12 protein-coding genes are annotated in these 14,292 nt (G+C 73.8%); 7 read left to right on the top strand and 5 right to left on the bottom strand.

The genetic code is table 11. The annotated features are described in order from the left end of the window. Nucleotides 1-35: 35 nt before the first annotated feature. Together PKC53_RS05125 and PKC53_RS05120 are read left to right on the top strand one after the other, a co-directional pair. A complete protein-coding gene (locus tag PKC53_RS05125) occupies nt 36-515 on the top strand; it encodes a retropepsin-like aspartic protease (protein WP_324426989.1) in 480 nt (159 codons plus the stop codon). Between the two features lie 111 nt (nt 516-626). Further along, nucleotides 627-2,300: a long-chain-fatty-acid--CoA ligase gene (locus PKC53_RS05120; protein ID WP_324426987.1), complete on the top strand. Its 1,674-nt coding sequence runs from the start codon at nt 627-629 to the stop codon at nt 2,298-2,300. Between the two features lie 18 nt (nt 2,301-2,318). Here the strand turns inward: PKC53_RS05120 and PKC53_RS05115 are convergent, their stop codons facing one another. Beyond that, a complete protein-coding gene (locus PKC53_RS05115; RefSeq protein WP_324426985.1) occupies nt 2,319-2,987 on the bottom strand; it encodes a response regulator in 669 nt (222 codons plus the stop codon). Between the two features lie 14 nt (nt 2,988-3,001). Beyond that, complete coding sequence (locus PKC53_RS05110; RefSeq protein ID WP_324426983.1) at nt 3,002-5,080, bottom strand: ATP-binding protein; 2,079 nt, start codon at nt 5,078-5,080, stop codon at nt 3,002-3,004. 117 nt (nt 5,081-5,197) lie between these two features. On the opposite strand from PKC53_RS05110, the gene PKC53_RS05105 reads away from it, so the two are divergent. Next, nucleotides 5,198-7,492, top strand: a complete 2,295-nt coding sequence (locus PKC53_RS05105) for an NADP-dependent malic enzyme (RefSeq protein WP_324426981.1) — start codon at nt 5,198-5,200, stop codon at nt 7,490-7,492. Between the two features lie 90 nt (nt 7,493-7,582). Here the strand turns inward: PKC53_RS05105 and PKC53_RS05100 are convergent, their stop codons facing one another. Then, the gene (locus PKC53_RS05100; RefSeq protein WP_324426978.1) at nt 7,583-9,187 is read right to left on the bottom strand and encodes an MFS transporter; all 1,605 of its coding nucleotides are present in this window, start codon (nt 9,185-9,187) and stop codon (nt 7,583-7,585) included. Nucleotides 9,188-9,271: 84 nt separating this feature from the next. On the opposite strand from PKC53_RS05100, the gene thiL reads away from it, so the two are divergent. The 3 genes from thiL to PKC53_RS05085 are packed head-to-tail and all read left to right on the top strand — an operon-like array spanning nt 9,272 to nt 11,359. Continuing rightward, nucleotides 9,272-10,243: a thiamine-phosphate kinase gene (gene thiL, locus PKC53_RS05095; RefSeq protein ID WP_324426976.1), complete on the top strand. Its 972-nt coding sequence runs from the start codon at nt 9,272-9,274 to the stop codon at nt 10,241-10,243. Beyond that, nucleotides 10,240-10,797 carry a phosphatidylglycerophosphatase A gene (locus PKC53_RS05090; RefSeq protein WP_324426974.1) on the top strand — a complete coding sequence of 186 codons (558 nt, stop codon included), beginning with the start codon at nt 10,240-10,242 and terminating at the stop codon, nt 10,795-10,797. The genes thiL and PKC53_RS05090 overlap by 4 nt, the downstream gene beginning before the upstream one ends. Before the next feature lie 58 nt (nt 10,798-10,855). Next, a complete protein-coding gene (locus PKC53_RS05085) occupies nt 10,856-11,359 on the top strand; it encodes a CinA family protein (protein ID WP_324426972.1) in 504 nt (167 codons plus the stop codon). Between the two features lie 13 nt (nt 11,360-11,372). Here PKC53_RS05085 and PKC53_RS05080 read toward each other — a convergent pair whose 3' ends face one another. Together PKC53_RS05080 and PKC53_RS05075 are read right to left on the bottom strand one after the other, a co-directional pair. Next, on the bottom strand, nt 11,373-12,065 hold the full coding sequence (locus tag PKC53_RS05080) for an OmpW family outer membrane protein (protein WP_324426970.1): 693 nt from the start codon (nt 12,063-12,065) through the stop codon (nt 11,373-11,375). Nucleotides 12,066-12,086: 21 nt separating this feature from the next. Next, a complete protein-coding gene (locus tag PKC53_RS05075) occupies nt 12,087-13,310 on the bottom strand; it encodes an SGNH/GDSL hydrolase family protein (protein ID WP_324426968.1) in 1,224 nt (407 codons plus the stop codon). Nucleotides 13,311-13,468: 158 nt separating this feature from the next. Between PKC53_RS05075 and PKC53_RS05070 the strand changes: the two genes are divergently transcribed. Beyond that, nucleotides 13,469-14,122, top strand: coding sequence for a PhaM family polyhydroxyalkanoate granule multifunctional regulatory protein (locus PKC53_RS05070; RefSeq protein WP_324426966.1), 654 nt, complete (start codon nt 13,469-13,471; stop codon nt 14,120-14,122). The last annotated feature ends 170 nt before the right edge of the window (nt 14,123-14,292 follow it).

Below are 14,292 nucleotides of genomic sequence, written 5' to 3'. Positions count from 1 at the left end.
CGCGGCGGGCGGGCGATCCGTGGCATTGTCGCGGCATGCGCGAACTGCCGCACACGCTGAAGATCGTCACCGTCTGGCTGCTGCTGGGCACGCTGCTGTTCGTCGCGGTGCAGGCGTGGCAGCGGCAGGCGAACGCGACGCAGTTCAGCGCCGCCGGCGGCGTGATCGAGATCCGCCGCGCGCGCGACGGCCACTACCACTGGCCGGGCACGATCGACGGCGTGGCCGTCGACTTCCTCGTCGACACTGGCGCGACGAGCACGGCGATCCCCGCGTCGCTGGCCTCTCGCCTGGGCCTGACGCCGATCGGCCAGGTGCGCTCGCACACCGCCGGCGGGCCGGTGACCGGGCAGCTGGTGCGCGTCGACGTCGTGCTCGACGGCGGCGTGCAGGCGCGCGCGCTGCGCGTGGTCGCGCTCGACGGCCTGCGCGACCGTCCGCTGCTGGGCATGGACGTGCTCGGCCGGCTGCAGTGGCGCCAGGCCGACGGCGTGCTGACGATCGACATGCATTGAACGCCCCCGGGGCGGCGCCGGCGTGCGGGCACGCCGGCGCCGCTATCGAATCCCCTGATGCTGGCGCTGTCAGCGTTCCGTCAGAATCGCCCGTCCCCCGAGCGCAGCGCGATGCACAAGACCTGGCTCAAGCAGTACCCCGCAGGCGTGCCGGCCGAGATCAGGACCGATGGCTATCCGTCGCTGGTGGCGCTGCTCGAGGACGCGTTCCGCCGCCACCGCGACCTGTGCGCCTACAGGTACATGGGCCGCTCGATGCGCTTCGGCGAGGTCGACACGCTGTCGCAGGCCTTCGCCGCTTGGCTGCAGTCGCAGGGCATCGAGCGCGGCGACCGCGTCGCGGTGATGCTGCCCAACGTGCCGCAGTACCCGGTGGCGGTGGCCGGCATCCTGCGCGCCGGCGGCGTGGTGGTCAACGTCAACCCGCTGTACACGCCGCGCGAGCTCGAGCACCAGCTCAAGGACGCGGGGGCGAAGGCCATCGTGATCCTCGAGAACTTCGCCGCCACGCTGCAGCAGGTGTTCGACGCGGTGCCGACGAAGAAGGTGGTCGTCGCGTCGATGGGCGACCTGCTCGGCCGGTTCAAGGGCGCGCTGGTCAACCACGTCGTGCGCAACGTGCGCAAGCTGGTGCCGGCGCACGCGATCCCCGGCGCGCTGCGCTTCAACGACGTCGTCGCGCGCGGCCGCCGGCTGCGCCACACGACGCCGGACATCGGTCCCGACGACATCGCGCTGCTGCAGTACACCGGCGGCACCACCGGCGTCAGCAAGGGCGCGGTGCTGCTGCATCGCAACCTCGTCGCCAACGTGCTGCAGTCCGAGGCCTGGTACCAGCCGGCGCTGAAGAAGGTCCCGGCCGGCGAGCAGATCGTCACCGTGTGCGCGCTGCCGCTGTACCACATCTTCGGCTTCACGGCGAACATGATGCTGGGCATGCGCACGGGCGGATGCAACCTGCTGATCCCGAACGCGCGCGACCTGCCGGCGCTGCTCGCCGAGCTGTCGCGGCACCGCTTCCACAGCTTCCCCGCGGTGAACACGCTGTTCAACGCGATCGCCCACCACCCCGACTTCGGCAAGGTCGACTGGAGCCACCTGCGCATCAGTGTCGGCGGTGGCATGGCGGTGCAGTCGGCCACCGCGCGGCTGTGGCTCGAGAAGACCGGCTGCCCGATCGTCGAGGGCTACGGGCTGTCGGAGACCTCGCCGTCGGCCACCTGCAACCCCGTCGACAGCGACGCGTTCACCGGCAGCATCGGCCTGCCGCTGCCCGGCACCGAGATCAAGCTGCTCGACGACGCGGGCGCCGAGGTGCCGCAGGGCGCGCCGGGCGAGATCGCGATCCGCGGGCCGCAGGTGATGGCCGGCTACTGGCAGCGCCCCGACGAGACGGCCAAGGTGATGACCGCCGACGGCTTCTTCCGCACCGGCGACATCGGCGTCGTCGACGAGCGCGGCTACTTCCGCATCGTCGACCGCAAGAAGGACATGATCCTGGTGTCGGGCTTCAACGTCTACCCGAACGAGGTCGAGGACGTCATCACCCAGCTCGACGGCGTGCTCGAGTGCGCCGCCATCGGCGTGCCCGACACCAAGGCCGGCGAGGCCGTGAAGGTGGTGATCGTCAAGCGCAACCCGGCGCTCACCGAGGCCGACGTGCGTGCCTACTGCGAGGCCAACCTCACCGGCTACAAGCGCCCGAAGGTGATCGAGTTCCGCGCCGACCTGCCGAAGACGCCGGTGGGCAAGGTGCTGCGCCGCGAGCTGCGCGACGCCCGGTGAGGTCCTGCCTCCGTCGCTTCAGGACTCGGCGCCGGGCTCGCGCAGCAGGTTGGCCAGTTCGACCGCCGACCTGACGTTCATCTTGTCGAACACGCGCGCGCGGTGCACTTCGACGGTGCGCACGCTGATGTCCAGCGCGTCGGCGATCAGCTTGTTCGGCCGCCCCGCGACGACCAGGTGCATCACGTCGCGCTCGCGGTCGGTGAGCTCGGCGACCGCGCGCTGCACCGCCTGAAGGCGGCGGCGCGCCGCGATCGCCGCTGCGCTGGCGGCCAGCGCCTGCTCGACGCGGTCGACCAGTGCGTTGTCGGAGAACGGCTTCTCGACGAAGTCGAAGGCGCCGCGCTTGACCGCGGCCACCGCGGTGGGTACGTCGGCGTGGCCGGTGAGGAAGATCACCGGCAGCACCGGCGTCAGCCCGCGCTCGACGAGGCGGTCGAACAGCGCGAGCCCGCTCAGGCCCGGCATGCGCACGTCGAGCAGCAGGCACGACGGCGCGCGCGGCCAGTCGGTGCGCGTGGCCGGCGGCAGCGCGTCGAGCATCGCCTCGAAGGCCTCGGCGCTGGCGTGCCCCTCGGACAGCAGCCGCCGCGAGCGCAGCAGCCAGGCCAGCGCGTCGCGCACGACGTCCTCGTCGTCGACGAGGTACACCATCGGCAGGCCGGCCGGCGCGGCAGCAGGCGTCATGCCGAAAGTATCGGTCAAGCCGACGGCGGGGCGGACGCCACGCCGGCCGGCGCGGCGTCCGCCCCGCCGTCGGCCGGGGTGCGCGGCGCGCCGCGGTCGGCCGGCAGCGTGAAGCGGAACTCGGTGCCGGGGCCGTCGGCGCGGTCGCCGAAGTCGAGCGCGCCGCCGTGCTGCTCGATGACCGTGCGGCACAGGCTCAGGCCCAGCCCCATGCCCTCGCGGCGCGTGGTGAAGAACGGCGTGAACAGCCGCTGCGCCACCGCGGGGGCGATGCCGGGCCCGGCGTCGACGACGCTGAACGTGACCCAGCGCTCGTGCGTCTGCCGCGCGCGCAACGTCAGCACGCGCTGCGCCAGCGGGGTGTCGGTCTCCATCGCCTGGATGCCGTTGCGCGTCAGGTTCAGCAGCACCTGCTCGATCATCGTGCGGTCGCAGCGCACGCGCGGCGGCGGCTGCGGCAGGTCGAGCTCGATGCGCGCACCGCTCTTGCGCGCCTGCAGCCGCACCAGCGGCAGCACCGCGTCGATCAGCTGGTCGACGCGCAGCGCCTCGTGCGCGTGCTCGCGCCGGCGCACGAAGTCGTGCACGCTCTTGATCACGCGGCCGGCGCGTTCGGCCTGCTCGGCGATGCGCTGCAGCGCCTGCCGCAGCAGCCCGCGCAGCTCACCGCCGGCGCCGGCCGGCGCGGCGTCGTCGAGCAGGTTCAGCGAACCGCTGGCGTAGCTGGCGATCGCCGCCAGCGGCTGGTTCAGCTCGTGCGACAGCAGCGACGCCATCTCGCCGACGGTGGCCAGCCGCGCCGTGGCCTGCAGGCGTTCCTGCTGCTGGCGCGACAGGTCCTCGACGCGGCGCTGCGCGCTCATGTCGAGCACCGCGCTCATCCAGCCGGCGTGCCGCCCCTGGCCGTCGACCAGCGGCGCCTCGTAGATCATCACCGGGAAGCGCTCGCCGCTGCGGCGCATGAACACCGTCTCGTGGCCCTCGCGCGTGTCGCCCGCGGCGGCCGGGTCCGCCAGGCGCACGCGCTGGCGCCGGTCGTACTCGACGGCGTGTTCGGGCGGCCAGTACGGCGGCGTCTCGGCGCGCATCAGCTCGGCGGCGTCGAAGCCCACCATCGCGCAGAACGCCGGGTTGACATAGGTGATGCGACCGGCGAGGTCGCGCGCGCGCAGCCCGGTCGACAGCGAGTCCTCCATCGCCTTGCGGAACGCCAGCGCCTCGGCCAGCGCGCCCTCGGCCTCGGCGCGGCGGCGCACGTCGCGGGCGAGCAGCAGCACGACGCCGAACAGCGCCGCCGACAGCCCCAGCACCAGCGCCAGCGTCAGGTTCGGGATCAGCCGCGGGGGGCCGGCGACGCCGTCGGCGCGCAACAGCAGCGTGACGCCGGGCAGGTCGACGACGCGGTCGGCGCGGTACACCCCGGCGCCACGCAGCGGGCCGACGCGCGCCAGCCGCGTGCCGTCGCCCTCGACCAGGCTCACCTCGTGCGCGTGCAGCTGCCCGGGGCCGAGCGCGCGCTCGAGCACGCCGGCCAGCGACAGCGTGGCCACCAGCTGCGTGTCGTCGCCGGCGACCGGCACGCACACGTCGATCACCTCGACGCCGAGGCCACCGGGCAGCGGCACGAAGTAGCTGTGCGAGAACTGCGGCGCGGCCACGCGACGCGCCGCGATGCACGCGGCCTCGGCCTCGACGCTCATCTGCTCGCGCGCGAACACGCCGAACAGCGGCGGGCCGTACGGAGAGTCGACCGCCGCGGTCACCGCCAGCGCGGCGTCGCGGTGCTCGACGCGCAGCAGGTCGCGCCGCGTGCGCAGCAGCGCCGAGGCGTCGGCGAGCCACTGCGCGGGCGACGGTGCGGACCAGGGCAGCGACTGCACGGTCTGCATCGCGCGCAGCAACTCGCCGCGCACCGCGGCGGCCGACTCGGCGGCGAAGGTGTCGGTCTCGTCCTGCGCGCGCGTGGCCTCGTAGTTCAGCGTCAGCCACACGAGCAGCGACTGCGCGACGCCCAGCAGCGCCAGCAGCGCCGCCCACGGCAGCGCGCGGCGCCAGCGGCGGCGTCGGGCAGCGGCGGGCTCGGGCACGTTCATCGTCGGCGCCGGCGCAGTATGCGCGCCGGCACGGCCGCGGCGCTACGCAGTTTTGCGCATGGCGCACCGACCCCGACTCCTACAATCGGCGCCCCGTCGCCACGCGAGCCGCCTGCCATGACGTCGAAGGACCAACCCCGTGCCGAGCTGCGCCGCGCCGCGCTCGAGTACCACGAGTTTCCGGTGCCGGGCAAGCTGGCGGTCACCGCGACCAAGAGCCTGACCAACCAGAGCGAGCTGGCGCTGGCGTACTCGCCCGGCGTGGCCGCCGCGTGCGAGGAGATCGTCGCCGACCCGGCGCACGCGTTCCGCTACACCGCGCGCGGCAACCTGGTGGCGGTGGTCACCAACGGCACCGCCGTGCTGGGCCTGGGCGACATCGGCCCGCTGGCGTCCAAGCCGGTGATGGAAGGCAAGGCGGTGCTGTTCAAGAAGTTCGCCGGCATCGACGTGTTCGACCTCGAGCTCAACGAGAAGAGCATCGACCGGCTGGTCGACATCATCGCCGCGCTCGAGCCGACCTTCGGCGGCATCAACCTCGAGGACATCAAGGCGCCCGACTGCTTCTACGTCGAGCGCCGGCTGCGCGAGCGGCTGAAGATCCCGGTGTTCCACGACGACCAGCACGGCACCGCGATCGTCGTCGGCGCGGCGCTGCTCAACGGGCTGCAGGTGGTCGGCAAGGACATCGGCGAGGTCAAGCTGGTGTGCTCGGGCGCCGGCGCCGCGGCGCTGGCGTGCCTGAACCTGCTGCTCAAGCTGGGTCTGCGGCGCGAGCACGTGTGGGTCACCGACCTCGCCGGCGTCGTCTACACCGGGCGCACCGAGCTGATGGACCCCGACAAGGCCGAGTTCGCGCAGGTCACCGAGGCGCGCACGCTGGACGACGTGATCGGCGAAGCCGACGTGTTCCTCGGGCTGTCGGCCGGCGGCGTGCTCAAGCCCGCGATGGTCGCGAAGATGGCGCCGCGGCCGCTGATCTTCGCGCTCGCGAACCCGACGCCGGAGATCCTGCCCGAGGAGGTGCGCTCGGTGCGCGACGACGCAGTGATGGCCACCGGGCGCACCGACTACCCGAACCAGGTCAACAACGTCCTGTGCTTCCCGTACATCTTCCGCGGCGCGCTCGACTGCGGCGCGACGACGATCACCGACACGATGGAGGTCGCCGCGGTGCACGCGATCGCCGAGCTGGCGCAGGCCGAGCAGAGCGAGGTCGTGGCCGCCGCGTACGCCGGCGCCAACCTGAGCTTCGGCCCCGAGTACCTGATCCCGAAGCCGTTCGACCCGCGGCTGATGATGAAGATCGCGCCGGCGGTGGCGCAGGCGGCGGCCGACTCGGGCGTGGCCACGCGGCCGATCGTCGACCTCGACGCTTACCGCGAGAAGCTGCAGACCTTCGTCTACGCGTCGGGCACGACGATGAAGCCGATCTTCAACCTTGCCAAGCGCGCGCTGCACAAGCGCGTGGCCTACGCCGAGGGCGAGGAGGAGCGCATGCTGCGCGCGGTGCAGGTGGTGGTCGACGAGCAGCTCGCGCGCCCGACGCTGATCGGCCGGCCCGCGGTGATCGCGCAGCGCATCGAGAAGTTCGGCCTGCGGCTGCAGCAGGAGCGCGACTACGACGTCGTCAACATCGAGCACGACCACCGCTACCGCGACTACTGGCAGACCTACCACCGCATGATGGAGCGGCGCGGCGTGACGCAGCAGCTGGCGAAGATCGAGATGCGCCGCCGCCTGACGCTGATCGGCACGATGCTGCTGCACAAGGGCGAGGTCGACGGGCTGATCTGCGGCACCTGGGGCACGACGGCGATGCACCTGGCCTTCGTCGACCAGGTCATCGGCCGGCGCCCGGGCGTCGACACCTACGCCTGCATGAACGGGCTGATCCTGCCCGGGCGGCAGGTGTTCGTCGTCGACACGCACGTCAACGCCGACCCGAGCGCCGAGCAGATCGCCGAGATCACCGTCCTCGCCGCCGAGGAGATGAAGCGCTTCGGCGTCGCGCCGAAGGCGGCGCTGCTGTCGCACTCGAACTTCGGCTCGAGCCACCACCGGTCGGCGGTGAAGATGCGCGACGCGCTGGCGCTGGTGCGCGAACGCGCGCCGTGGCTCGAGGTCGACGGCGAGATGCACGGCGACACCGCGCTCGACGCCGCCTACCGCCGCGAGCTGATGCCGCGCAGCACGCTGCACGGCGAGGCCAACCTGCTGGTGATGCCGAACATCGACGCGGCGAACATCAGCTACAACCTGCTGAAGACCGCCGCCGGCGGCGGCATCGCGATCGGCCCGGTGCTGCTCGGCGCGGCCAAGCCGGTGCACATCCTGACGCCGTCGGCCACCGTGCGCCGCGTCGTCAACATGACCGCGCTGACGGTGGCCGACGCCAACGCGGCGCGATAGCGCGGCGGCGCGGGGCCGACCAGGCGCGGCACGCCGGTCGGCACGGAACCCCGTGCGCCCGAACCCACGGGCGGCACCCCCCGGGCCCGTTCAGCCGGCATCGACCGCCGCGGCCAGACTGCGCGTGACCACCGGCGGCGTCGGCCCGCGGTGCAGCGCGTTGCGGCGCAGCCGCAGCGCATGGTCGGCGGCGGTCATGCGGTCGAAGCGCCGCAGGTGCTCGAGCCACGACTCGTCGACGAAGTACTCGACGTAGCGCCCCGGGCGCGTCGCGTCGCGGAACAGCCACCACGACAGCACGCCCTGGCGCAGCCGCGCGCGGCGCGTGTCGCGCATCACGGCGCGGAAGGCCTCGTCGTCGGCCTCGTCGATCAGGTACTCGATGCTCACCAGCACCGGGCCGTCGTCGGGCGCGACCGGCGACGGCGTGGCCGGCGGGGTCAGCGGCGACGGCGTGAGGTCCTCGTCGGCGGCGGCCTCGACGCTCAGGCGCCGCGTCGCCAGCACGATCAGCAGCCCGGCGGCGCCCGACAGCAGCAGCGCGCTGCGCAGCGAGGTGTAGGTGGCCACCTGCCCCCACAGCGCGGCGCCGAGCGCCGCGCCGCCCATCAGCGCCATCTGGTAGATCGACATGCCGCGCGCGCGCACCCAGTCGGGCAGCGCGAACTGCGCCGAGATCGTCAGCGAGTTGGCCACCGAGATCCAGGCCGCGCCGACCAGCAGCATGCCCGGCGCGGCCAGCCACACGTTCGGTGCGAGCGCGACGCTGACCATCGCCGCGACCTGCAGCAACGAGCCCCACCACACCATCTCGTCGAAGCTGAAGCGCTCGCGCAGCCGCGTGAGCTGCGCCGCGGCGAACACCGCGCCGGCGCCCATGCACGCGAGCAGCAGCGTGAAGCTGCCGGCACCGCCGTCGCGCAGGCCCTGCGCGACCAGCGGCAGCAGCGCCAGCAGCGCGGTCGACTGCATGAAGAACAGCGCCACGCGCAGCAGCACCACGTGCATGCGCTGGCTCTGCCGCACGTACTGCAGGCCGACACGGATCGCACCGACGAAGCGCTCGGCCGGCAGCGCCTTGGCCTGCGCCTCGCGCTTCCAGCGCCAGATCGCCGCCGCCGCGCCGATCGACAGCAGCGCGTTGAGCACGAACACCCACAGCGTGCCCGCGCCGGCGATGATCGCGCCGGCGACCACCGGGCCGATGATGCGCGACGCGTTCATCGCGATGCCGTTGAGCGCCAGCGCCGGCGACAGCTGCGCGCGCGGCACGATCTCTGGCACCAGCGCGGCGAACACCGGCCAGCGCATCGCCAGCCCGATGCCGTTGGCGAAGGTCAGCGCCAGCAGCAGCGGCGCCGAGATCACGCCGAACGCCAGCACCAGGCACGTCAGCGTGGCCACCGCCGCGACCCACACCTGCGTGACCATCAGGTAACGGCGCCGGTCGACGATGTCGGCCAGTGCGCCGCTGGCCAGGCCGAGCAGGAACACCGGCAGCGTCGACGCCGTCTGCACCAGCGCCACCCAGCCCGGCGTCGCCGCGAGCTGCGTCATCAGCCACGCCGCGGCGACGTCGTTCATCCACATGCACACGTTGGCCGTGACCCACACCATCCACAGCATGCGGAACACCGGGCTGCCCAGCGGCGACCAGGCGGTCACACGGGCGGGCTCGGTCGACGGGGCGGTCATCGCGGGTTCTCGGCTGCGGGGCGGTGGCGGTGCGCTTGCACGTTAGCACCGCGCGCGCGGTGGGGCGCGGCGACAATGCGCCGCATGGCCCTCGGCGAGTTCGACCTGATCGCGAAGTACTTCCAGCGCCCGGCGCGGCGCTCGCCGCTGGGCGTCGGCGACGACTGCGCGCTGCTCGCGCCGGCGCCGGGCCGGCAGCTCGCGGTGTCGTGCGACATGTTGGTCGAGGGGCGCCACTTCCTGTCGACCGTCGCGCCCGAGCGGCTCGGCCACAAGGCGCTGGCGGTCAACCTGAGCGACCTCGCGGCCTGTGGTGCGCGGCCGCTGGCGTTCACGCTGGCGCTGGCGATGCCGCGCGTCGACGAGGACTTCCTCGACGGCTTCGCGCGAGGGCTGTACGCGCTGGCCGATGCGCACGCGATCGAGCTGGTGGGCGGCGACACCACCGCCGGGTCGCTGGCGATGTGCATCACCGTGTTCGGCGAGGTGCCCGCGGGGCAGGCGCTGCTGCGCAGCGGCGCCCGCGCAGGCGACGACCTGTGGGTCAGCCACGCCCCCGGCGGCGGCCTGGGCGACGCGCGGCTGGCGCTGGAGATGTTCCGCGGCCGCGTGCCGGTGTCGCCCGACCTCGAGTCGCTGCGCCTGGCGATGGAGTGCCCGCAGCCGCGCGTCGCGCTGGGCGTCGCGCTGCGCGGCGTGGCCAGCGCGGCGATCGACCTCAGCGACGGGCTGGTCGGCGACCTGGCCCACGTGCTGCGGCGCTCGGGCGTCGGCGCGGTGGTCGACGTCGACGCGCTGCCGGTGAGCGCGGCGCTGGCGGCGCTGCCGGCCGACCTGCGGCGCGAGTGCGCGGTGTCGGGCGGCGACGACTACGAGCTGCTGTTCACCGCGCCGCCGGCGCGCGAGGCCGCGGTGCGTTCGGCGGCGGCGCAGGCCGGCGTCGCGGTGCGGCGCATCGGCCGCATCGACGCCGCACCGGGCCTGCGCCTGGTCGACGCGCGCGGCGAGCCGGTCGGCGGTCACTTCGGCGCGTTCGACCACTTCGCAACCCGATGAGCGCGAGCGCCGCCCCGCTGCCCGCCGAGGCGCCGCCGGCGGCACCGCGCCGCGCCGACGCGCGCTTCATGCGCGGTCATCCGGCACGCTGGATCGCGCTGGGCTTCGGCAGCGGGCTGTCGCCCTGGGCGCCGGGCACGGTAGGCACGCTGTGGGCCTGGCTCGCGTTCGTGCTGCTCGACCGCTGGCTCGACCCGCTGGGCTGGCTGCTCGTGCTGCTGGCCGCGTTCGCGCTGGGCTGGTGGGCGTGCACGCGCACCGCGCGCGACCTCGGCCAGGGCGACCCCGGCGCGATCGTCTGGGACGAGGTGCTCGCGTTCTGGATCGTGCTGTGGCTGGTGATGCCGGCCGGCTTCTGGGCGCAGGCCGCGGCGTTCGCGCTGTTTCGCTTCTTCGACGCCGTGAAGTGGGGCCCGGTGCGCTGGGCCGACCGCGCGTTCAAGGCCGTGCCGGGCCGCCCGCCCGGCTGGGCGCAGGGTCTGGGCATCCTCCTCGACGACCTGGTCGCCGCGCTGTGCACGCTGCTGGTGATCGCCGCGTGGCACTGGCTGTGAGCGCGCACGGCCGTTGCGAGGCCCTCGCATCGCAACGCGTCGGCGCGGGGGCGGCCCGATGAACCCGCTGCTCGACGTCGCCGCCGCCGAGGCGCTGGTGTTGCCGCTGGCCGCGGCGCTGCGCGCGCGCGGCTGGCGCCTGGCGACCGCCGAAAGCTGCACCGGCGGCCTGATCGCCGCGGCGTGCACCGCGGTGGCCGGCTCGAGCCATTGGTTCGAGCGCGGTTTCGTCACCTACAGCAACGACGCGAAGGTCGAGCTGCTCGGCGTGCCGGCGGCGCTGATCGCCGCGCACGGCGCGGTCAGCGAGCCGGTGGCGCGTGCGATGGCCGCGCGCGCGGTCACGCACTCGCGCGCCGATCTGGCGCTGGCCGTCACCGGCATCGCCGGGCCGGGCGGGGCGACGCCGGGCAAGCCGGTGGGGCTGGTGTGGCTGGCGTGGGCACGGCGCGACGGCGCCGGCGACGCGCGGCGGCTGCAACTGGGCGGCGACCGCGCCGCGGTGCGTGCGCAGGCCGCGGCCGAGGCGCTGCGCCAGGCGCTGGCGCTGGCGCTGACGTGACGCCACCGCGCGGTCAGAAGCGGTACGACACGCCGAACGCGTAGGTGATCGGCCGGAAGTCGATCGTCGTCTTCAGCACCGTCGAGCCGACGGCGACCAGCTTGCTCTCGACGTCGACGCGCGCGATGCTGGCGAACAGCCCCCACCGCGGCGTGAGCTGGTAGTCGATGCCCGCCTGCAGCGCCAGGCCCCACGAATCGCCCATCTCGACGCGCTCGACCGGCAGCGTCGTCTCGATGTCGGTGAAGCGCGTGTAGTTGATGCCGGCGCCGAGGTAGGGGCGCAGCCGGTCGCCCTCGCGGCCGAAGTGGTAGTTGAACAGCAGCGTGGGCGCGACGTTGCGCGCCTCGAGCACGCGATCGCCGAGGAAGGCCACCGACCCGGTCGCCTTGGCCTCGATCTTCGGCGGCCAGCCGATCACCAGCTCGACACCGAAGTTCGGCGTGACCAGCCGTTCGTAGGTCAGCAGCAGCGTCCACGCGTCGCCGGTCTCGGCGTCGGCGCCCGGCGGGATGCCGATGCCGTGGATGCCGTTGGTGCGCGAGTGGGTCTGGTACAGGATCGCGCCGCCCTTGACGACGTTCGGCTGCGCGGCCGGGGTGGCGAACAGGCCCGACCAGCGGCCCGACGCGTCGGACTGGGCCTGCGCGGCGCCGGCGCACCACAGGGTGGCGGCGGCGACGACGAACTGAAGCTTGCGGTTCATGGAGCGGTCCTCGTCGAAACCTCAGTTCACCCAGCCGTACGACTTGAGCTGCTGCAGCGCGATGTCGGCCAGCAGCCGGTGCCCGCCGGTGGTCGGGTGCACGCCGTCGGCGAACTGCCAGGTCTGCGCGTCGGCACCGGCGCGCAGGCCGTTGAACGGTGCGCCCGGCGTGGCGTTGCAGAACAGCGACGAGCCGTCGGCGACCGCGCCGGCGGTGATCGCGTTGATCTTCGCCGCGTCGCAGGCGGGCACCGTGTTGTTGACGATGCCGTACTGGCCCGGGTTGAGGTAGGCGTCGCGGAACAGCGCGTTCGCGTCGACGATGCGCACCGGCTGCCCGGCCAGGCCGTCGCGCAGCCACAGGTTGAAGATGTCGACCAGGTCGGCGAGCACCGGGCGCACCTCGGCCGGCAGCGACTGGCCGAACGGCGTCAGCGTCGAGTCCGGCAGGTTCCACACCTGCACGTAGCGCCCGCCGCGCGCGAGGATGTCGCTCTTCACGTACGCCACCAGCTCGAGCGCTGCCTGCTTCATCTGCGCGAACGCGTCGAGCTGTGCCTGCAGCAGCAGCTGCTGCGCCTGCGTCGGCGTGATCCGGCCGGCCTGCGCGTCGGCCTGGATCTGCTGCGCCGCGGCGGTGAAGGCACCGAACTGCACGAAGGCGTCGTTGTTGCCGCCGAAGACGACGACCAGGTCGTCGGCCTTGAAGCCGCCGAAGCGCGCGACGTGGTTGGCGATCTGCGTCTTCACCGGCACCGTCAGCGCGCCGCCCGACTTGCCGATGCCGTCGGGGCTGGTCACGCGCGAGCCGCCCTGCCCGTAGCCGGTACAGGTGGTCGCCAGCCCCTGCGCCGCAGCCGGGCAGGCGATCGACTGACCGGCGAAGCCGACCTCGGCCGGCGTGACCAGCAGCCCGAGCGACGCGGCCAGCGCTTCGACCCACACCGTGCCGCCGGGGCCGTTGGTCGTGAACTTGCCGCCGATGTACAGCGGCGGATCGGTGCCCGGCACCACGGTGGCCGGCGTGTACGCGCCGACGTCGCTGAGGCTGTCGCCGAACGACACCAGCGCGGCGAAGCCGCCGGCCGGCGGCGCCGTCGGCGCACCGGCCGGTGCGCCGGTGCCCGGCTCGCCGGGGTCGCCGCCGCCGCAGGCCGCGACCAGCGCGGCCACCGCGACCACGGCCAGGCGCAGGCGCCAGCGCGACCCGGTTCGGGCCAGTCCATCGTTGCTTGCGGGTGCCATCGCGTGTCCTCGATCGAGCATCGGCAGGCAATGTAGCCGTGCCGGCGCGCCGGGGGCTCGGGGCTTACCCGTCGGTGTCGCCGTGTCGCCGCAGCGGGCGGTGGCATGCACAATGCCGCGCACGCCGCATCGGCGCGACACCGCGAGGAGACGACTGCATGAGCGACGCCGCCGACTTCACGAAGCTGGTGCCCGGCTTCGAGTTCCTGCAGAACCTGGTGAAGAACGCCGGCTCGACGCTGCCCAGCGTCGGCCAGTGGGTCGCGCCGACGCTCGACGCCGACGAGATCGACAAGCGCATCGGCGAGTTGCGCACGGTGCAGTTCTGGCTCGAGCAGAACGCGCGCATGCTCGCGACGACGATCCAGGCGCTCGAGGTGCAGCGCATGACGCTGTCGACGCTGAAGAACATGAACGTGCAGATGGGCGACCTGCGCGACGCGTTGACCATCCGTCTGCCGCAGGCGGCGCCCGCACCGGCCGAGGCTGCGCCGCGCCCGGCGGCGCGCAAGAGCGCGCGTGCGCGCTCGGCCGCCCCGGCAGCGGCACCCGCCGCCGAGGCTGGCGCGGCGCCGTCCGGCGCGGTCGACCCGATGCAGTGGTGGGGGGCGTTGACGCGCCAGTTCACCGAGATCGCGACCAAGGCGCTGCAGGACGGTGGTGCGGCCGCCGCCGCGGCGGCCCCGGCGATGGGCGCTGGCGCGCCGGGCCCGTCGGTGCCGGAACCCGCGCCGTCCGCGTCGCGGGCTGCGCGCGGCGCGAAGTCGCCGTCGGCCGCGGCGCGCCGGCGCCGCCCGTCGCGAGACGGCTGAGGCGGCGCGTCGCGGCAGGTGGCACCCGCTGCGGGCTCCCCCTGTGGCGGCCGGCCCTGCGGGCCGCCTCCGCTGCGCTGCCCGGCCCGAGGCCGCGCGGCCGAACTCGCCGCGTTCGCCTACGGTTCACTGCGCTCGGACCACGTCAGCGAGTCAGCGCAGGAAGCGCG

It is taken from the genome of Azohydromonas sp., from assembly GCF_035325925.1.
GTDB lineage: Bacteria > Pseudomonadota > Gammaproteobacteria > Burkholderiales > Burkholderiaceae_C > Calidifontimicrobium.
Note: the sequence above shows the minus strand (reverse complement) of the source record. Positions and strands in the feature narration are given on the sequence as shown.